An 18,487-nucleotide genomic window follows, 5' to 3' on the forward strand; every position below is an offset into this window, starting at 1 on the left:
GGACATCCATGCGCCAACCCGATATCGAGATTTACCTGAAAGACGCCGACGTCGACTACAAGGCCATCGCGGCCTGGCTCGGCGAAGCTTTGGGCCCATGCACCGACTGGGTTCAGAAAGGCCAGACCTATAAGTGCAAGGCCGGCAACGTGCCCGTGACCTGGCTACCGAAAGCCGTGGGCAAATGGAACAGCCTGTACCTGGAAAGCGACCAGACCCCGTGGGAAGACGACATCGCCTGCGCCCGCGCTGCGTTTGCTGCGCTGAACGTTGAAGTGCGTTGCGCGCCGGGCAGTTGGGTTGAAGAAGAAGGTGAAGAGACAGCCGATCGCTGGATGCGCATCAGCGCTGATGGTGAAGAAGAAATCACCTGGAAAACCGCGTAATCACAGCATCAGGATCATTGGCGCTGAGCTATTTATCTCTCATTAAAAAACGCCCTTCAAGAAGCATCTTTTAATGAGAGAAGCCAGGATTACTGCTGGATAGCTTGATCTCCCGAATTAAAAGTGAAAGGTTTGCCCTGCAACTGCGCGAAATCAAGCCTCACCACGGGCACCCAAAGACCCGTTTTGTTTTTATACTTGGTCTGGTAAGTCTTTGCCTCCGCTAACGAGGTACTCACCTGGGCGTTGTAGAAAAACGCCTCAATGGGTAATTTCTGCCCTTCGTTCTGCGGCCAAAGATTGATCATCAGTTCGTTCCAGAACTCTTTTATATTGGCCGGACGATTTGCCCGCACGGTAATACTCGTGAGGAACTGAGCAGGATCGGCAGTGCTCAGGGAACATTGATATTGCTCATTGGGTATCGTTTTGGTGAAGGCATACCATTGTGCGGGTGTACGTACGTTCTTACTCGCGCAGGTGCTCAAGTCTCGAGCCACTACGCGCATTGGCTTGAACCCACACCCCTTGTCCAGCCGACCTGGAATCAACGTTGCACCATCCCATGCATAGATACACAGATATTCCATGATTTTCTTTTGAGGAATCGCTTCATCGGGGTTCAAAAAAATGAACCCGCTATTGTGATAGAGCGACTTCACATTGGCGTCTTTTCGCATAAATGAAAACGACACCGCGCCTAATGCGATCGCAGAGGGACTAGGATTCCACGGATCATAATTACCATTTTCAGTCGCACGGATGACTACGCCACTACAGTAATAAGCCGCATTGGCGCCGCAAAAGGCGGGGGTGGACTCATAGCGACGATTAATGTTCTCGACGGTTTTCGCGCCTGCCGACAGTGGCGCGACAATACGGACTGGCAACGCAGAAGAAGTAATCAAACTACCCGCGCCGCCCACCTTGTAGGTGTAGGTCAGGTTCACCGTGCGGTTGAGGTTCTCGGTGATCCACGCCTTGGGCAGGTTGAACGTAAGCACGTCGACAGTAGACACGGTCTGGATCGGCGCATCACGCAACGCCACACCAGTCAGGCGCACGCCGACGGTATCGCGGGTCGCCAACGTCGGGTAACGCACCTGCACAGTGGCATTGGCGCCCAGGGAGTCGGCATTCAACTCACCAGCCGGCGCTTCGACAACTTTGAACACCGTTTGGCCCTGAGCGCCAATCACACGGATGCTCAAGGGTGACGAGGTGATCAGATTGCCGGCGCCGCCCACCTTATAGGTGTAAGTCAAGGTCACCGTGCGATTGAGGTTCTCGGTAATCCACGCCTTGGGCAAGTTGAACGTAAGTACGCCGACCGTAGATACGGTCTGAATCGGTGCATCACGCAACGCCACGCCTGTCAGTCGAACACCGACGGTATCGCGGGTCGCTAGTGTCGGGTAACGCACCTGCACCGTTGCGTTATTACCAAGGGTGTCGACATTCAACTCACCCGCTGGTGCTTCGACCACTTTGAACACTGTGGCTTGCTGGGTAGTGAATACCTCGCTACCGTCCTGCCCCGGCAATGTCATGACCGAAGACATTGCCTGGCCGGAAGTCGGCAGTTCATGGTCGGATTGGATTCCTTGCGAATTGCAACCAGCCACAGTCAGCGCCAGCAAAAAGCCAATGATTCTCCACATGTCGATCACTCCCGACTTTCCTGCGCCAGCAGTTGCGAGCTCAGAGATTATTTACGCCGAGGTTAGGTTGGTGGAAAAAAGCAGTCTACTGTCAGATATGACAGGTGGTTGAGCATCCAGCATCAATGTAAGGATGAAAAATTACACTACGTGGATCGAGGAAGAAGGTGAAGAGACCGCGGATCGCTGGATGCGTATCAGCGCGGATGGTGAAGAAGAAATCACCTGGAAAACTGTTTAAAACCAGTACGCAAAACCTGTGGGAGCGAGCTTGCTCGCGATAGCGAACTGACATTCAACATTGATGTTGACTGAAAGGGCCTCATCGCGAGCAAGCTCGCTCCCACAGTGATTTTCGGTGATCCGTAAGATACGGTTTACAGCCCCACCACATCCTCAGCCTGCAAGCCTTTCTCGCCGGTCACCACCGCATATTCAACCTGCTGGCCTTCAGCCAACGAACGGTGTCCTTCGCCGCGGATCGCGCGGTAGTGCACGAACACGTCCACCCCGTCCTCGCGCTGAATGAAGCCGTAGCCCTTGGCGTCGTTGAACCACTTCACGTTGCCGGTTTCGCGCGTAGCCATGTATCAGTCCCTCTTCTTTTTATTTTGAGCGGCCGAGTATATGACAGCCGTCAAAACTCTCAACTCAACTTTACTTACCGCTTTTTTGCCGATTTTCGGCGAATACGGCACACTATCGCCCGCCCGAGCAAACGCTCGGTTTTATCCACTCACGCAGAAGCCGTATGACCCGTTCCCCGCTCCGCCGTCTTGTGTTTGGCACTCTGCGCCGACTGTTGTATCTCTGGGTTCGCTCGGAGACGATCAATCAGTCTTCGTTCACCCTCAACCTCGACCGCAGTCGTCCGGTGTTCTACGTCCTGCAAAACCCTTCGCTGACCGACCTTGCCGTGGTCGATACCGAGTGCAGCAAGGCCGGCCTGCCGCGCCCGGTGTTGCCGGTATCCGTAGGTACGCTGGTGGAACCCGCCGCGTTCTTTTACCTGACGCCGGAGCCCGACTGGCTCGGCCGCCAGGACAAACGTGGCGCGCCGCCGACCCTGACTCGCCTGGTCAGTGCCCTGAGCCAGAACGCCGCTGAAGATGCGCAGATCATTCCGGTCAGCGTGTTCTGGGGTCAGTCGCCGGACAGCGAATCGAGCCCGTGGAAACTGCTCTTCGCCGACAGCTGGGCGGTCACCGGGCGTCTGCGCCGGTTGCTGAGCATCATCGTTCTGGGACGCAAGACCCGGGTGCAGTTCTCGGCGCCAATTCATCTGCGTGAGCTGATCGATCACAACAAGGGCCACGAGCGCACCGTGCGCATGGCCCAGCGAATTCTGCGGGTGCACTTCCGCAACCTGAAAGCCGCCGTGATCGGCCCGGACATTTCCCACCGTCGCAACCTGGTCAAGGGCCTGCTCAACCAGCCCCTGGTCAAGCAAGCGATCCTTGACGAAGCCGAGCGCGAAAACATCTCCCCGGAGAAAGCCAAGGCCCAGGCCCTGCGCTTTGGCAACGAAATCGCCTCGGACTACACCTACACCGCGATCCGCTTCCTGGAAGTGGTGCTGAGCTGGTTCTGGAACAAGATCTACGACGGGATCAAAGTCAACCACATCGAAGGCGTGCAGAAGGTCGCTCAGGGTCACGAAGTGATCTACGTGCCGTGCCATCGCAGCCACATTGACTACCTGCTGCTGTCCTACCTGCTGTTCCGCAACGGCCTGACCCCGCCGCACATTGCCGCCGGGATCAACCTCAACATGCCAGTCATCGGCAGCCTGCTGCGGCGCGGCGGTGCGTTCTTCATGCGCCGCACCTTCAAGGGCAACCCGCTCTACACCTCGGTGTTCAACGAATACCTGCACACCCTGTTCACCAAAGGCTTCCCGGTGGAGTACTTCGTCGAGGGTGGCCGCTCGCGCACCGGGCGCATGCTGCAACCGAAAACCGGCATGCTCGCGATCACCCTGCGCAGCTTCTTGCGTTCGTCGCGGATGCCGATCGTCTTCATCCCAGTCTACATCGGTTACGAGCGCGTGCTGGAAGGCCGGACCTACCTCGGCGAGCTGCGGGGTGCGAGCAAGAAAAAAGAATCGATCTTCGACATCTTCAAAGTCATCGGCGCCCTCAAGCAGCGCTTCGGCCAAGTGGCGGTGAACTTCGGCGAACCAATCAAACTGGCGGAATTTCTCGACAGCGAACAGCCGGACTGGCGTAAACAGGAACTCGGCCCGCAGTTCCAACCGGCCTGGCTCAACGAAACCACCCACCGCCTCGGCGAGAAAGTCGCACAGCATCTCAACGAAGCCGCGGCAATCAACCCGGTCAACCTCGTGGCCCTGGCGCTGCTGTCCACCAGCCGCCTGGCCCTGGATGATCGCGCCATGGCGCGGGTACTTGATCTGTATTTGGCGTTGTTGCGCAAGGTTCCTTACTCGCCACACACCACGTTGCCGGAAGGCGATGGCCGGGCGCTGATCGAGCACGTGAAGGACATGGATTTGTTGTCCGAGCAGAGCGATGCCCTGGGCAAGATTCTGTATCTGGACGAGCAGAACGCCGTCCTGATGACCTACTACCGCAACAACGTTTTGCACATTTTCGCCCTGCCCGCGCTACTGGCGAGTTTCTTCCAGAGCGCCTCGCGCATGAGCCGCGAACAGATCCTGCGCTACACCCGCGCACTCTATCCGTACCTGCAATCAGAGCTGTTCATTCGCTGGTCGCTGGACGAGCTGGATGCGGTGATCGATCAATGGCTCGAAGCGTTCGTCGAGCAAGGTCTGTTGCGTTTTGAGAATGACGTCTACCTGCGTCCGGCGCCGAGTTCGCGGCACTTTGTGCTGCTGACGCTGCTGTCGAAAAGCATCGCCCAGACCCTGCAACGCTTCTACATGACGGTCTCGCTGCTGCTCAACAGCGGCCAAAACAGCATCAGCGCCGAAGAGCTGGAAGACCTGTGCACGGTCATGGCCCAACGCCTGTCGATCCTCCATGGCCTGAACGCCCCGGAATTCTTCGACAAGAGCCTGTTCCGCCATTTCATCCAGACAATGCTCGACCTCGACGTGCTCAAGCGTGACGAGGCCGGCAAGCTGAGTTATCACGAACTGCTGGGAGAACTGGCGGAAGGTGCGGCCAAACGGGTGTTGTCGGCGGAGATTCGCTTGTCGATTCGTCAGGTTGCGCTGCATCGCAGTGAAGATGCGGCGGACCAAGTCGCAGCACCGGTGCAGACCGATTAAATTCCTACCGGCGCCAGGCTGTTTCTGGCGCCCTCGACCCACTGAAAATCCGCGTCGATGCCGCCCGCTAATTCTCTATTCGAACAAGGAAGCTGCCATGTTCCACCCTACCCTTCGCTTCGCCAGCCTGTGCGCAGGCTTGATGATCTCCGCCAGCGCGCTGGCGTTGTCACTCAGCGACCTGTCGCAAAAAGACGCCACCGGCGGCCTCAAGGATGCCCTGACCCAAGGCGCGCAACTGGCCGTGAAACAACTCGGCACGCCGGGCGGCTTCAGCAACAACCCGGACGTGAAAATCGAATTGCCGGGCAAGCTTGGCAAGGTCGCCAGCAAGATGAAAGCCTTCGGCATGGGCGCTCAGGTCGATCAGCTGGAAACCAGCATGAACAAAGCGGCGGAAACCGCCGTGACCCAGGCCCAGCCGATCCTGGTGGATGCGGTGAAGAAGATGACCGTGGAGGATGCCAAGGGCATTCTCAGCGGCGGTAAGGACTCCGCCACTCAGTACCTGAGCAAAACCAGCCGCGAACAGATCCGCGTGAAATTCCTGCCGATCGTCAAGCAAGCCACCGATCAGGTGGGCCTGGCCAAGCAGTACAACTCATTCGCAGGGCAAGCCGCGACGCTGGGTGTGTTGGACGCGAAGAACGCCAACATCGAAAGCTACGTGACCGAGCAGGCGTTGAACGGTTTGTTCGAGATGATCGGTAAACAGGAAGAAACCCTCCGCCAGAATCCTGCGGCGGCAGCGACCAGTCTGGCGAAGAAGGTGTTTGGTACGCTCTAATACTCTCTCCCGCTGATCGATCCCACGCTCTGCGTGGGATCGATCAGAACGGGGTTGTGTTTTGAGCCCGCAGAAAGAAGACCCACTCGCGACCGATCTTCCTTTTCTCAAACACCTCCAATTCGACCAACCCATTCAACGTGGCCGACGCGGTGTTGTAAGAGCAGTCCAGATTCTCTTTCACATTGACCGCCGTAAACTCCTTGGCCATGCCACTCTCGGCCACTTGGAATACAGCTCGCTGTTTCTCGGTCAATCGGTCAAAAAAACCGGACTCCAACAACCAGCGATCAAAGCTTTCGGCATACACCAGGCTTTTCCGATAAGCCTCGGTAAAACCGCTGACAGCCCGCAGGATGACCGAACACTGGAAATCGATGAAATAGGTCAGGTCCAGGTCATCAGCTTCAGTGTTCAGATACGACCTCCCGTATTTCACCGGCGCATTGCGCAGCAAAATACTGATAGCAATGTAGCGAAAGGCAGAGAAGTCATTCTTGAACATGAACCAATAAAACAACGCCCTTGCGACCCGGCCGTTGCCATCGCGGAACGGATGCTCATAGCCCAGAGCAAAATGCACTGCGATGCCTTTGATCAGTGGATGAAAGTAATCCACTTGATCGGGATCGTCATGGGGCTGATTGATCCACTTCGACAGCACCTGCAATCGTGACACCAGCCCCGCTGCAGGAGGCGGTGTATGAACGGTGTTGCCTTCGCCGTCCTGCACCACCACGTCATCGCTACCCCTGAATTCCCCCGGCGAATATTGCGCGTCATCAATGCCCTCGACGCCAACCCGGTGCATGGCTGAAATCAGCTCGACACTCAGGACCTCATAACGCTTTTCCCAAGCGAAGTTCATCATCTTGTAGTTGCCGATCACCATTCGCTCATCCGGTGTACGCGGCAGGCGTTTGCGCTTGAGCATGTCCTTGGCCACCCGCGTGGTGGTCGCCGCGCCTTCTAGCTGACTGCTGCTAATGGCTTCATCTTCGATCAAGTCATTCAACAAATAACTGAAATGCGCGTGTTCACCGATCTGACTGGTCATGTACTCCAGCGCGGCCGTTGTGCCTTGTCGATCGACGGCGGAAACAGCTTTCTGCGCCAGCGGCGTGAGCACGAAGTTGCCCCACCGTATTGGCTCGCCCAAGGGCAGAAGGCTCGAATACTGCGCTGCCCGGGCTTTCTTCACCAACGCCCAGCACAGATTCGAATCCAGCCCTGGCGCCCAGCGGTAGCGCAACTCATCGAAAGGCAGATAGCGCCCCTGATCGTCCAGCGGCTTCAGCAGGGCGAGGTAGTCCGAGAGGCGTTCCTTGTGGGGCGACTTTCCCAACAGGTCGAACACCGGGTCGGTCCTTCCCGTCAAAATGGGCGGCTTTTTCATAATCGATGTCTCAAAAACTCATGAAACCGAGTTTTGAGTACAGCATTCAGATCCCTCTGACTCAATATCAGAGGGATCTGAAATACACGTAGGAAATCAGACCGACTCTTTCTTGACCCTGAACCAAGCCGCATACAGCGCCGGCAAAAACAGCAACGTCAACGCCGTCGCCACAATCAACCCACCCATGATCGCCACCGCCATCGGCCCGAAGAACACGCTGCGTGACAGCGGAATCATCGCCAGCACCGCCGCGAGCGCAGTCAACACAATCGGCCGGAAACGCCGCACCGTAGCTTCGATAATCGCTTGCCACGGCTTGAGCCCGGCGGCGATGTCCTGCTCGATCTGGTCCACCAGAATCACCGAGTTACGCATGATCATCCCGGACAACGCGATGGTCCCAAGCATCGCCACAAAACCAAATGGCTGACGAAACACCATCAAGAACAGCGTCACACCAATCAAGCCCAGCGGCGCTGTAAGAAACACCATCACCGTGCGTGAGAAACTGCGCAGTTGCAGCATCAGCAACGTCAGCACCACCACGATGAAAAGCGGCACACCGGCCTTCACCGAATTCTGCCCGCGAGCCGAGTCCTCCACCGTGCCACCGACCTCCAGCAGATACCCGTCCGGTAGCTCGGCACGAACCGGATCGAGAGTCGGCATGATCTGCTGCACCAGCGTCGCCGGTTGTTCCTTGCCGTAAATGTCGGCGCGCACCGTCACGTTAGGCAAGCGGTTGCGGTGCCAGATGATGCCTTCTTCGAAACCGTATTCCAGCGTCGCGATCTGCGACAGCGCTACGCTGCGACCGTTGTCAGTCGGTACGGCCAGACTCGGCAGCAACGACAGCTCAGTGCGCTCATGCAACGTGCCGCGCAACAGAATCTCGATCAATTCGTTGTCTTCACGGTACTGGCTGACGCTGGAACCGGTCAGTGAGCTTTGCAGGAACTTCGACAGGTTCGCAGTGCTCACGCCAAGCGCCCGGGCACGGTCCTGATCAACGTTCAGATAAACAACTTTGCTCGGTTCCTCCCAGTCCAGATGGACGTTGGCCACGTGCGGATTCTCGCGAACCTTGGCCGCGACTTTACGAGCCAGCGCGCGGACTTCCTCGATGTGCTCACCGGTGACCCGGAACTGCACCGGATAGCCAACCGGCGGTCCGTTCTCCAGACGCGTAACCCGCGAACGCAGGGCCGGGAATTGTTCATTGAGGGTTTCGATCAGCCAGGTGCGCAGGGTTTCGCGCTCCTCGATGGTCTTGGCCAGGACTACAAACTGCGCGAAGCTCGCCGCAGGAAGTTGTTGATCCAGCGGTAGGTAAAAACGCGGCGAACCGGTGCCAACGTAAGCGACATAGTTATCGATACCGGCGTGATCCTTGAGCAGTGTTTCGAGGCGGTTGACCTCATCGCTGGTGTTGCTCAACGAGGCGCCTTCGGCCAGTTTCAAATCGACCATCAATTCCAGACGACCCGATGCCGGGAAAAACTGCTGTGGCACAAAGCGAAACAGGACGACAGAGCCGATAAACAACACGACCGTCAGGACAATGACCGTCTTGCGTCGCTGCACGCACCACTCCACCAGGCGTCTGACGCGCTGATAGAACGGCGTGTCATAAGGATCGGGCTGGCCGTCGCCGGTGCCGTGTTTGGCGGCATGAATTTTCGCCAGATCCGGCAGGAGCTTTTCCCCCAGATACGGCACAAACACCACGGCGGCAACCCACGAGGCCAGCAGCGCGATGGTCACCACCTGGAAGATCGAACGGGTGTATTCGCCGGTACCCGATTGCGCAGTGGCTATCGGCAGGAAGCCGGCAGCGGTGATCAGCGTACCGGTGAGCATCGGGAATGCGGTGCTGGTCCAGGCGTAACTGGCCGCCTTGATCCGGTCGAAACCCTGCTCCATTTTGATCGCCATCATTTCCACGGCGATGATCGCGTCGTCCACCAACAACCCCAGCGCCAGCACCAACGCCCCGAGGGAAATTTTGTGCAGGCCGATGCCGAGGTAATACATACAGGCGAAGGTCATCGCCAATACCAAAGGAATCGCCAGCGCTACCACCATGCCGGTGCGCACACCGAGGGAGAAAAAGCTCACCAGCAGGACGATTGCCAGCGCTTCCACCAGCACCTGAACAAATTCGCCGACGCTGCTTTTCACTGCGGCTGGCTGGTCGGAGACCTTGCGCAGCTGCATACCGGCAGGGAGATTTTTCTGGATCCGGTCGAACTCGATTTCCAGCGCCTTGCCCAGCACCAGAATGTCGCCACCGTCCTTCATCGCCACGGCCAGACCGATGGCATTTTGCGCCATGAAGCGCATGCGCGGCGCTGGCGGATCGTTGAATCCTCGATGCACATCCGCCACATCGGAGATGCGGAAGGTGCGATCTCCTACGCGAATCGGGAAGCTCTTGATCTCTTCGACTGTCTGAAAATTCCCCGAGACGCGTAGCTGCAAGCGTTCGCTGGTGGTCTCGAAGAACCCGGCGGTGGACATCGCATTCTGCTCTTCAAGGGCTTGCTGCACCGCCGCCAAAGGGAGACCCAGGGTGGCGAGTTTGACGTTGGAGAGTTCGATCCAGATCTTCTCGTCCTGTAACCCGAGCAGATCGACCTTGCCGACATCCTTGACCCGTTGCAGCTGAATCTGGACGCGGTCGGCGTAGTCCTTGAGCACCGCGTAATCAAAACCGTCGCCGGTCAGCGCGTAGATATTGCCAAACGTTGTGCCGAACTCATCATTGAAGAATGGCCCCTGGATGCCCGGTGGCAGGGTCTGGCGGATGTCGCTGATTTTCTTGCGAACCTGGTACCAGAGGGCCGGGATTTCCACCGAGTGCATGGAATCACGGGCGACGAAAGTCACTTGGGATTCACCCGGACGGGAGAACGAAACGATGCGCTCGTACTCGCCGGTTTCCATCAGTTTCTTTTCAATGCGCTCGGTGACCTGGCGCGACACTTCCTGCGCCGTGGCCCCCGGCCAAATGGTACGAATCACCATGGCCTTGAAGGTGAACGGCGGGTCTTCACTTTGGCCGAGTTTGGTGTAGGACAGTGCGCCGACAACTGCCAGCAGGAGCATCAGGAACAGTACGATCTGGCGATTACGCAGCGCCCATTCGGAAAGATTGAAACCCATCGGGGATTACTCCTTGTCCGCCAGATTGACCACGCGGTTGGAGCGATCCACCGGGCGCACTTGCTGCCCGTCATGAAGCACATGAACACCAGCCGCCACCACCCAATCGCTGGCGTTCAGGCCTTCGAGCACCGGCACGGTTTTCTCGCCGAAGGCACCGACCCGGACCGGGGCTTTTTTCAAAGTGTTGTTGGCGCCAAGCACCCAAACGTAGGTGGCACCGTTTTCCGCGGTGACGGCCGACAGTGGTACCGACAGCGACACCACGTCGGCGGTCTGGATAAACACTCGGGCGCTCTGACCGAGCTCTGCGGGGACCTTGCCGGTGGTGAAAGCGATGCGGGCGGCAAAGGTGCGCGATTTCGGATCGGCAGCAGGCGACAGTTCACGGATGCGCCCGGCGAAACGTTGGTCGGGTTGGGTCCAGAGTTCTACCGAGACTGGCTGACCCACCTTGAAACGGCCGAAACTTTGTTCCGGCAGGCTGATCGACACTTCGCGCTCGCCATCGGTGGCGAGGGTAAACACCGTTTGCCCGGCCGCCACGACTTGCCCGACTTCGACCGCACGCTTGGCCACCACGCCATCCTGAGGCGCACGCAGCACGGCGTAACTGGCCTGATTGGTCGAGACGTTGAATTCGGCTTTGATTTGCTTGAGGCGTGCTTCACCGGATCGGTAAAGATTTTCAGAATTGTCGTACTGCGAACGACTGACCATCTGACGGTCCATTAAGGTCTTGTAGCGATCACGCTCGGCACGCACCAGGCTCAGATTGGCCTCGGCAGCGGCGACCTGGGCACGGGTGGCTTCCAGTTGCAGGCGTACATCCTGAGGATCGAGCTCCGCCAACGGTTGGTCGGCCTTGACCCGCTGTCCCTCTTCGACCAGTCGTCGACTGACTTTACCGCCAATGCGAAACGCCAGGTCCGGCTCATACCGTGCGCGGACTTCACCGGGGAAACTTTCCATTGCCTGAACCGAAGGCTCTGGCTGCACGACCATGGCCGGACGAATGGTGACTTGAGGCGCCTCTTCGTGACCACACGCAGACAATAAAAACACCAGACTGACTGGCAACGCGAGGGGCAAGGCATAGCGGAACATGGTGAAGGACCTTTCGCTAATGGTGCTTGGAATAATTATACTGGGCGGTATGTTATTAATAGCAAACTCACCAGTCCAGTAATAAAAGCGCATATGCCTAACAATCTTTCAGCACCCAACGGCCCAGGCCGTCCCAAGGATTTGGCCAAGCGCCGAGCGATCCTTGATGCGGCGAAAATTCTGTTTTTGAGCAAGGGTTATGCGAATACCAGCATGGACGCCGTGGCGGCCGAGGCCGGTGTGTCGAAGCTGACGGTCTATAGCCATTTCGACGACAAGGAGACACTGTTCTCCGCCGCTGTGATGGCCAAGTGCGAAGAGCAGTTGCCGACGCTGTTTTTCGAATTGCCGGACGGCATTGCCGTAGAAACGGTGCTGCTGAACATCGCGCGCGGTTTTCATCAGCTGATCAACAGCGACGAATCGGTCAACCTGCATCGACTGATGATGACGCTGGGCAGCCAGGATCCGAAACTTTCGCTGATCTTCTTCGAGGCTGGGCCTGAGCGCATGCTGCATGGCATGGAGCGGTTGCTGATCAAGGTTGATCAGAGCGGTGCCTTGAGCATCGACAAACCGCGCAATGCGGCCGAGCATTTCTTCTGCTTGCTCAAGGGTGCGGGGAATTTCAGGCTGCTTTACGGGTGTGGCAAGCCGTTGACCGGGGATGCGGCCGAGAGCCATGTGCGGGAAGTGGTGCGGTTGTTTATGCGGGCTTATCGGCCCTAGCGATGATCGTTCCTACGCTCTGCGTGGGAACGATCGGTACACGGTCTTAAGGCTTCAGCGCCTTTTTCGGATAAATGTCATACCGGCTGGATTTGCCATCCAGCGCATGGCTCGGCTTCGGCCCTTCAATGCACGGTGCCTTGCGCGGCCGCTTGACCACCACCCGGTGGCTGGCCAGGGCCAACGCGGCTTCGAGCAACGCCGGCGCATCCGGGTCATCGCCGACCAGCGGCCGGAACAGGCGCATTTCCTTCTTAACCAAGGCAGTTTTCTCACGATGGGGAAACATCGGGTCGAGGTAGATCACCTGCGGCGGCTCGCCCTCCCAATTGCGCATCACCTCGATCGAATTGCCCTTGAGCAAGCGCATCCGCGCCACGATCGGCGCCACATCAAAGTCCTCCGCGCCGCGTGCCAGGCCATCTTCAAGCAAAGCGCCAATCAGCGGCTGACGCTCGATCAGGCTCATCTCGCAGCCCAGGCTCGCCAGCACGAACGCATCTTTGCCCAACCCCGCCGTGGCATCCAGCACCCGCGGACGCACGCCTTGGGCAACCCCGACAGCCTTGGCGATCATCTGACCGCTACCGCCGCCGTACAAACGGCGATGGGCCGCACCGCCCTCGACGAAGTCCACCCGCACCGGCCCCGGCGCGTCCGGGCCCAGTTGCTGCAGCTGTAAACCCTGTTCGCCCACCTGCAAGGCAAACTCGCCGTCATCCACCTGCATGGGCAAGCCCAGGCGCTCGGCCCATTGCTCGGCCTGTGGCTGAAACGCCGGGGCCGAAGCCTCGACATGGATGCGGCAGGCCGCGGGTTGCTCAATCATGGGAAAAGGTGCTCAAAAAATTAATGATCGGCAAAAAACGTCCGATAACAAAACTATCGAGCATTTTGCCAGACCTGAGCGTCGACCGAGAGAAATGTCAGACATTCAAACCACATCCGTAGGCTACCTATCGCGTCATGGCGATTATGGCCTGCAAAACTCCCAAGCACTGAGCGGCGTCAGTCACCTGTGGCAAGATTTCTTTGCCCAGGCCTTGGCCGAACAGTCGAGTGATGTGGTGCCTGCATGCGGGACTTTCCCACCGGTTGATCTTGAGAGCCCGGTCGAGCCGACCGTCGGCAGCGAGCTCTACGCACACATCATTTCCCAGCGCGAATGCGATGTGAAAGAAACCGAGGTCCGTCCGCCAGAGCCACTGTTCCTGCCGATTGCCGAATTCGACATGGACCTGGCCGACAAACCTTTCCCTCCGTTCCCGGCACAAGAAATCGTCGACCAACAGAAGCAACAGGACTTCGAAAGCGGTTGGGTCCGCCCGATCGTGCTCACGGCCGGTCAACCACTGCCAGCGCCTGGCGCCGCACCGCAACCGCAACCGCGCCCGCTGCACCTGCCAATCGCCGAATTCGAACTCGATCTGCTGGACAAGCCATTCCCGCCGTTCTCGCCCGAAGCGCGGGTGGAACAACAGAAACAACTGGATTTCGACAACGGCTGGGCTCGCCCGATCGTCCTGCAGAATCTGCGCATCGCCGCCTGACCTTCAATAACAGGCCCTCAGCGACACACCCACCACGGCCCGACATCCACATGAAAGTGATTGCGATGGGCGGCGTTGTAATCCGGGCTCAATACCACACTGAACATGTCGCAGGCGCCATCGCGGACCTGGCGTAAAAACTGTGCGTCCTGATTATCCTTCGGCCAATCCTTGAGCACGTTGATGGATCGGCCATCGGCCAAGCGGAAACCGGCGATATCCAGTGCATTGGCGCTGGCATGCTGGCTGCGTCTGCCGTTTTCGCGGCTGTAGACGTTGCGGCAGGCAAAGCTGCCGAGATGGTCGACACGCGTAACCGCTTGGCCGTACACCGCCTGTGCCGCCGGTTGCAGGGCGTGGTGTTCGAACAGGGCGAACGACACCGCCAGGCGACAACTGGCGAGGAAACTGCTGCTCAGGGCCACCTCGCCGCCTTGCACACGCAACGTGTTGATCAACGGGCACGTCGCGTCGGGGCTGTCGGCCTGATGGGTCACGCGCAATCCGGAGCTGCTCAGGGCTTGATCGCACAACTGCGGATCATCGCGCAGGCGCATCAGTTTGTAGCGGGTCAGAAAATTCGGCGCGGCCTTCACGTCCAGCGGCGCCCAAGGATTCCACTGGGATGGCAGAGAGATCCAGCCGCGCCAGACGCTCACGGCCGCCGCGCCCATGACCAACAACATTAACAGCAGCCACCACCGAAACCGCATCGTCAGCCTTTGAACAATTGATTGGCCTGGGCGTACGGCATGGATCGCGACGTGAACCCGAACGTGCCGGACGTTTTGATCTCTTCAGCAGCGCGGAAAAACTCGCCATACGCTGCCAGGGCCAGCGCCGAGCCGACGCTGATGCGTTTGACGCCCATTTCGCTCAACTGCTCGACCGTCAACTTCAGTCCGCCAGACATCAACACATTGACCGGCTTCGGCGCCACGGCGCGGACCACCGCCAACACGTCCTCAGCACTGCGCAGACCCGGCGCATAAAGTACGTTGGCACCCGCCTCTGCAAATGCCTGCAAGCGGCGAATGGTATCGGCGAGATCAGGATTGCCGTGCAGAAAGTTTTCGGCCCGGGCTGTCAGCACGAAAGGAAACGGCAAGCTGCGAGCTGCTGCCACGGCAGCCTCGATGCGTGCAACGGCATGCTCGAAGCAGTAAATCGGTGATTCTTCACGACCCGTGGCATCTTCGATCGAGCCGCCGACAGCTCCGGCCTCTGCTGCACGCAAAATACTCTGTGCGCATTCGGCTGGATCGTCAGCGAAGCCGTTTTCCAGATCGACCGCTACTGGCAGATCAGTTGCCGCGACAATCGCCCGAACGTTTGCCAAGGTGTCGTCCAGCGTCAGGCCGCCATCGGGGCGGGCGTTGGAAAAGGCGTAACCGGCACTGGTGGTCGCCAGCGCTTCGAAGCCAAGGCTGGCGAGCATTTTCGCCGAGCCGGCGTCCCACGGGTTGGGAATGACAAAAGCACCCTCGCGTTCGTGCAGTGCTTTGAACGCTTGGGCTCGAAGGGTTTGCGCATCCATTGGCAGGCTCCAGAAAAAGGCAAGGAATCCGCTTCAGAGCAGGCCAAGTTGCTCGGCAGCGGGCTCTCTGTATAGCTCAGGCAGCGGCGGCAGGCCAGGCAAACGCAGCATCAGTTGTGCGTGAAAACGTTGCGCCAGTTTGGCGGCCAGCAGATTGTCGGCGGTGTGCAGGAAGATATAAGGCGTGCGGCCCTCTTCGATCCACACGGCGATTTTCTCGACCCACGGCACCAGGAACGGGTCGTTGGCCTCAAGTTGCGGATGGCCGATGAAGCGCACCTGCGGACATTGCGTGAAGGCTGCCGGACGGGTCGGCACTCTAGGCTTTTTCGATTGGGCGTGAAGTACCGAGGCATCGGTCGATGTGCAGCTGAACAGCGCTCTGGGATCGAGGCAGATACGCTCGACCCCCCGATCCAGCAGCAGACGATTGAGCCTTCTCTCGGCATCGCCCTTGGCGAAAAATTCGCCATGCCGTACCTCAACTGCCAGAGGCCGCTCAAGCGCATCGATGAATCCGGCCAGTTCGGGCAATCGTTGCGGCGTGAAGCTTTTGGACAGTTGCAGCCACAGCGGTGAAACCCGTTCACCGAGGGGGCTGAGCAATTGCAGGAAGGTGTCGGCAGCGGTCAACTGTTCGCGCAGGTCACCGCTGTGGCTGATGTCACCTGGGAACTTGGCAGTGAAGCGAAAGTGTTCCGGCATGGTCTCGGCCCAACGCTGCACGGTGGTCGCAGCCGGGCTCGCGTAGAAGGTCGTATTGCCTTCCACGGCGTTGAACACTTGGGAATAGAGATTCAGAAATTCGGCGGGTTTGGCATCTGCCGGATAAAGATAGTCGCGCCAGGCGTTTTCACTCCAGGACGGGCAGCCCAGGTAGTAAGGCAGCAACATCAGATGTACAGGTCGAGGCCCAGCACATCCGTATCCCAATCGACGAAACCGGCGGTGCTCAGGTAGCTGGCGAGTGCCGTGGCGACGCTTTTGCTCATGGCGCGGTGGTAGATCATGTCTTGCTGACGAGCCGGGAGATTGCTCAGGCGTTGCGCGGAAGCTTTGGCGGCACGGGCGGCCAATTGCTCTTCGGAAGGAATTTCCAGCTCGCCGTCGATATCGACGTAGTCGTCATCCGCCACAGTGCCTTTGCGAGGCTTGCGCTTGATGGGGTAGGACTGGGAGGAAACGCCGTCTATACGCATGAGTACATGTCCGGTATCAGTAATGGCAGTTTAGTGGCACATAACCCACTTCGCAAACCGCCGAGTGATAACTAGAACACAGAAAATGGAAAAGGTTTAAAAGCGGGAGTGTAAATCGACGATTGGTTACATCCTTTAGATCGCCTTCGCGAAGGGGCCGACTCGAACGCTGGGAATTAACGTGCTTTGGGGGTGGCGACTTTATCGCGCAGGTACACCGGCTGCGCCTCATCAGCCACGATCGCTTCGCCGCGCGCCCAGGCAAAACGTGCCAGGGTCAGCAGGTCTTCAGCGTGAGGCAGCATGCCCGCATCCTGCCCGGTCAGGCTCACGGCGATACGCTCGGCATAACCCCAGCCAGTGCCGGCGCCAAACCACTCACCACTGGCATCAGCCGGTAACGCTGCCACTTCCGGCGGCAACACCGCTTCATTGCCGACCAGCCGCATCTCCCCCGCCGTTTCGCGGTAGCAACCCCAATACACTTCATCCATCCGCGCATCGATGGCGGCTGCGACCTGGCTCACGCCGTGTTCGCGATACGCCCGTTGCGCCAACACGGCCAGGTTCGACACCGGCAACACCGGGCGATCCAGCGCAAACGCCAGCCCCTGCACCACGCCGATGGCGATCCGCACACCCGTGAACGCACCCGGACCACGTCCGAAAGCGATGGCATCGACCGCTTGCAGGGTGGTGCCAGCGTCGGCCAGCAATTGCTGAATCATCGGCAGCAACTTCTGCGCATGCAGGCGCGGGATCACCTCGTAATGGCTCGTAACCTTGCCGTCATGCAGCAAGGCAACGGAGCAAGCTTCAGTCGCAGTGTCCAGGGCCAGCAAGGTGCTCATCGATGTTTCCGTAAGAGATGTCAGAAAAAGTGCGTCAGTATAAACAACTACGGCCCGCAAGCGGGCCGTAGAAGATGAAGCGATTCAGACTTTTCAGCTCAGTGCTTCAAGCACCTTGCCAGTGATCACTTCAACCGAGCCGACGCCAACGATGTGGCTGTACTTCGGCTTGCCCTGATCAGCGGCCAGGTTCTGGTAGAACGCTACCAGTGGCTTGGTCTGGGAATGGTAGACCGACAGGCGATGACGCACGGTTTCTTCGGTGTCGTCCTTGCGCTGCACCAGTGCTTCACCGGTGATGTCGTCTTTACCGGCGATTTTCGGCGGGTTGTAGACGGTGTGGTACACGCGGCCGCTGGCTTCGTGAACACGACGACCGGCGATACGCTGCACGATTTCTTCGTCGTCGACGGCGATTTCGACCACGTGATCCAACTCGACGCCGGCTTTCACCAGGGCTTCAGCCTGAGGAATGGTGCGCGGGAAACCGTCGAACAGAAAACCGTTCTCGCAATCGGCCTGGCTGATGCGTTCCTTGACCAGGTTGATGATCAGGTCATCGGAAACCAGACCACCGCTGTCCATGACGCTCTTGGCGATCAGGCCCAGTTCGGTGCCGGCCTTGACCGCGGCACGCAGCATGTCGCCGGTGGAAATTTGCGGGATACCGAATTTTTCGGTGATGAACTTAGCCTGAGTACCTTTACCGGCTCCGGGAGCTCCCAGCAGAATGACGCGCATCGATGTGCTCCTCAATTTTTTATATAGATAACGTCAGATTCGCCTCGTGGGGCCAATCTCAAAAAAAGGGTCGTGACCGCCCAAACGGTCAAAGGCTGATCAAGATACACAGCAGGCCC

17 protein-coding genes are annotated in these 18,487 nt (G+C 58.6%); 5 read left to right on the forward strand and 12 right to left on the reverse strand.

Annotated features, from left to right (window positions below; genetic code table 11):
- Nucleotides 1-8: 8 nt before the first annotated feature.
- Complete coding sequence (locus ACYZTR_RS22495; RefSeq protein WP_461973938.1) at nucleotides 9-386, forward strand: hypothetical protein; 378 nt, start codon at nucleotides 9-11, stop codon at nucleotides 384-386.
- 89 nt (nucleotides 387-475) lie between these two features.
- On the opposite strand, the gene ACYZTR_RS22500 is transcribed toward ACYZTR_RS22495, so the two are convergent.
- A complete protein-coding gene (locus ACYZTR_RS22500; protein ID WP_461973940.1) occupies nucleotides 476-2,056 on the reverse strand; it encodes a hypothetical protein in 1,581 nt (526 codons plus the stop codon).
- A gap of 368 nt (nucleotides 2,057-2,424) precedes the next feature.
- A complete protein-coding gene (locus ACYZTR_RS22505) occupies nucleotides 2,425-2,634 on the reverse strand; it encodes a cold-shock protein (RefSeq protein ID WP_010462862.1) in 210 nt (69 codons plus the stop codon).
- Between the two features lie 164 nt (nucleotides 2,635-2,798).
- Between ACYZTR_RS22505 and plsB the strand changes: the two genes are divergently transcribed.
- Nucleotides 2,799-5,303, forward strand: a complete 2,505-nt coding sequence (gene plsB / locus ACYZTR_RS22510) for a glycerol-3-phosphate 1-O-acyltransferase PlsB (RefSeq protein WP_461973942.1) — start codon at nucleotides 2,799-2,801, stop codon at nucleotides 5,301-5,303.
- Nucleotides 5,304-5,400: 97 nt separating this feature from the next.
- Nucleotides 5,401-6,090 carry a DUF4197 domain-containing protein gene (locus tag ACYZTR_RS22515; RefSeq protein WP_461973944.1) on the forward strand — a complete coding sequence of 230 codons (690 nt, stop codon included), beginning with the start codon at nucleotides 5,401-5,403 and terminating at the stop codon, nucleotides 6,088-6,090.
- A gap of 43 nt (nucleotides 6,091-6,133) precedes the next feature.
- Here ACYZTR_RS22515 and ACYZTR_RS22520 read toward each other — a convergent pair whose 3' ends face one another.
- The 3 genes from ACYZTR_RS22520 to ACYZTR_RS22530 form a co-directional block, all read right to left on the reverse strand.
- Nucleotides 6,134-7,486: a Fic family protein gene (locus ACYZTR_RS22520; protein ID WP_461973946.1), complete on the reverse strand. Its 1,353-nt coding sequence runs from the start codon at nucleotides 7,484-7,486 to the stop codon at nucleotides 6,134-6,136.
- Nucleotides 7,487-7,582: 96 nt separating this feature from the next.
- Nucleotides 7,583-10,654 (reverse strand): efflux RND transporter permease subunit, encoded by a 3,072-nt coding sequence (locus ACYZTR_RS22525; RefSeq protein ID WP_461973948.1) that lies wholly within the window; start codon nucleotides 10,652-10,654, stop codon nucleotides 7,583-7,585.
- A gap of 6 nt (nucleotides 10,655-10,660) precedes the next feature.
- Nucleotides 10,661-11,761: an efflux RND transporter periplasmic adaptor subunit gene (locus ACYZTR_RS22530; protein WP_461973950.1), complete on the reverse strand. Its 1,101-nt coding sequence runs from the start codon at nucleotides 11,759-11,761 to the stop codon at nucleotides 10,661-10,663.
- Nucleotides 11,762-11,854: 93 nt separating this feature from the next.
- Here ACYZTR_RS22530 and ACYZTR_RS22535 point away from each other — a divergent pair, with 93 nt between their 5' ends.
- On the forward strand, nucleotides 11,855-12,490 hold the full coding sequence (locus ACYZTR_RS22535) for a TetR/AcrR family transcriptional regulator (protein WP_461973952.1): 636 nt from the start codon (nucleotides 11,855-11,857) through the stop codon (nucleotides 12,488-12,490).
- Between the two features lie 46 nt (nucleotides 12,491-12,536).
- Here the strand turns inward: ACYZTR_RS22535 and ACYZTR_RS22540 are convergent, their stop codons facing one another.
- A complete protein-coding gene (locus ACYZTR_RS22540; RefSeq protein WP_461973954.1) occupies nucleotides 12,537-13,319 on the reverse strand; it encodes a class I SAM-dependent methyltransferase in 783 nt (260 codons plus the stop codon).
- Between the two features lie 94 nt (nucleotides 13,320-13,413).
- On the opposite strand from ACYZTR_RS22540, the gene ACYZTR_RS22545 reads away from it, so the two are divergent.
- On the forward strand, nucleotides 13,414-14,040 hold the full coding sequence (locus ACYZTR_RS22545; protein WP_461973956.1) for an energy transducer TonB: 627 nt from the start codon (nucleotides 13,414-13,416) through the stop codon (nucleotides 14,038-14,040).
- Nucleotides 14,041-14,057: 17 nt separating this feature from the next.
- Here the strand turns inward: ACYZTR_RS22545 and ACYZTR_RS22550 are convergent, their stop codons facing one another.
- The 6 genes from ACYZTR_RS22550 to adk form a co-directional block, all read right to left on the reverse strand.
- Nucleotides 14,058-14,753 (reverse strand): extensin-like domain-containing protein, encoded by a 696-nt coding sequence (locus tag ACYZTR_RS22550; protein ID WP_461973958.1) that lies wholly within the window; start codon nucleotides 14,751-14,753, stop codon nucleotides 14,058-14,060.
- A 2-nt stretch (nucleotides 14,754-14,755) separates the two neighbouring features.
- Nucleotides 14,756-15,577 (reverse strand): isocitrate lyase/PEP mutase family protein, encoded by an 822-nt coding sequence (locus ACYZTR_RS22555; protein ID WP_461973960.1) that lies wholly within the window; start codon nucleotides 15,575-15,577, stop codon nucleotides 14,756-14,758.
- A 33-nt stretch (nucleotides 15,578-15,610) separates the two neighbouring features.
- Nucleotides 15,611-16,471, reverse strand: a complete 861-nt coding sequence (locus tag ACYZTR_RS22560; RefSeq protein ID WP_461973962.1) for a DUF72 domain-containing protein — start codon at nucleotides 16,469-16,471, stop codon at nucleotides 15,611-15,613.
- Entirely contained in the window at nucleotides 16,471-16,776 is a 306-nt protein-coding gene (locus tag ACYZTR_RS22565) for a hypothetical protein (protein ID WP_461973964.1), read from the reverse strand. Before ACYZTR_RS22565 ends, ACYZTR_RS22560 begins: the two co-directional genes overlap by 1 nt.
- A gap of 176 nt (nucleotides 16,777-16,952) precedes the next feature.
- Nucleotides 16,953-17,627 carry a tRNA (adenosine(37)-N6)-threonylcarbamoyltransferase complex dimerization subunit type 1 TsaB gene (gene tsaB / locus ACYZTR_RS22570; protein WP_095128123.1) on the reverse strand — a complete coding sequence of 225 codons (675 nt, stop codon included), beginning with the start codon at nucleotides 17,625-17,627 and terminating at the stop codon, nucleotides 16,953-16,955.
- A 93-nt stretch (nucleotides 17,628-17,720) separates the two neighbouring features.
- Nucleotides 17,721-18,368 (reverse strand): adenylate kinase, encoded by a 648-nt coding sequence (gene adk, locus ACYZTR_RS22575; RefSeq protein ID WP_461973966.1) that lies wholly within the window; start codon nucleotides 18,366-18,368, stop codon nucleotides 17,721-17,723.
- Between the last annotated feature and the right edge of the window lie 119 nt (nucleotides 18,369-18,487).

Source organism: Pseudomonas sp. Hz4, from assembly GCF_054898165.1.

What these genes read in the sequence shown, in the direction of transcription:
- adk (WP_461973966.1), bottom strand. Translation starts at nt 18,368, where the DNA reads ATGCGCGTCATTCTGCTGGGAGCTCCCGGAGCCGGTAAAGGTACTCAG.
- ACYZTR_RS22550 (WP_461973958.1), bottom strand. Translation starts at nt 14,753, where the DNA reads ATGCGGTTTCGGTGGTGGCTGCTGTTAATGTTGTTGGTCATGGGCGCG.
- plsB (WP_461973942.1), top strand. Translation starts at nt 2,799, where the DNA reads ATGACCCGTTCCCCGCTCCGCCGTCTTGTGTTTGGCACTCTGCGCCGA.
- ACYZTR_RS22525 (WP_461973948.1), bottom strand. Translation starts at nt 10,654, where the DNA reads ATGGGTTTCAATCTTTCCGAATGGGCGCTGCGTAATCGCCAGATCGTA.
- ACYZTR_RS22535 (WP_461973952.1), top strand. Translation starts at nt 11,855, where the DNA reads ATGCCTAACAATCTTTCAGCACCCAACGGCCCAGGCCGTCCCAAGGAT.
- ACYZTR_RS22530 (WP_461973950.1), bottom strand. Translation starts at nt 11,761, where the DNA reads ATGTTCCGCTATGCCTTGCCCCTCGCGTTGCCAGTCAGTCTGGTGTTT.
- ACYZTR_RS22560 (WP_461973962.1), bottom strand. Translation starts at nt 16,471, where the DNA reads ATGTTGCTGCCTTACTACCTGGGCTGCCCGTCCTGGAGTGAAAACGCC.
- ACYZTR_RS22505 (WP_010462862.1), bottom strand. Translation starts at nt 2,634, where the DNA reads ATGGCTACGCGCGAAACCGGCAACGTGAAGTGGTTCAACGACGCCAAG.
- ACYZTR_RS22545 (WP_461973956.1), top strand. Translation starts at nt 13,414, where the DNA reads ATGTCAGACATTCAAACCACATCCGTAGGCTACCTATCGCGTCATGGC.
- ACYZTR_RS22520 (WP_461973946.1), bottom strand. Translation starts at nt 7,486, where the DNA reads ATGAAAAAGCCGCCCATTTTGACGGGAAGGACCGACCCGGTGTTCGAC.
- ACYZTR_RS22515 (WP_461973944.1), top strand. Translation starts at nt 5,401, where the DNA reads ATGTTCCACCCTACCCTTCGCTTCGCCAGCCTGTGCGCAGGCTTGATG.
- ACYZTR_RS22540 (WP_461973954.1), bottom strand. Translation starts at nt 13,319, where the DNA reads ATGATTGAGCAACCCGCGGCCTGCCGCATCCATGTCGAGGCTTCGGCC.
- ACYZTR_RS22565 (WP_461973964.1), bottom strand. Translation starts at nt 16,776, where the DNA reads ATGCGTATAGACGGCGTTTCCTCCCAGTCCTACCCCATCAAGCGCAAG.
- tsaB (WP_095128123.1), bottom strand. Translation starts at nt 17,627, where the DNA reads ATGAGCACCTTGCTGGCCCTGGACACTGCGACTGAAGCTTGCTCCGTT.
- ACYZTR_RS22555 (WP_461973960.1), bottom strand. Translation starts at nt 15,577, where the DNA reads ATGGATGCGCAAACCCTTCGAGCCCAAGCGTTCAAAGCACTGCACGAA.
- ACYZTR_RS22495 (WP_461973938.1), top strand. Translation starts at nt 9, where the DNA reads ATGCGCCAACCCGATATCGAGATTTACCTGAAAGACGCCGACGTCGAC.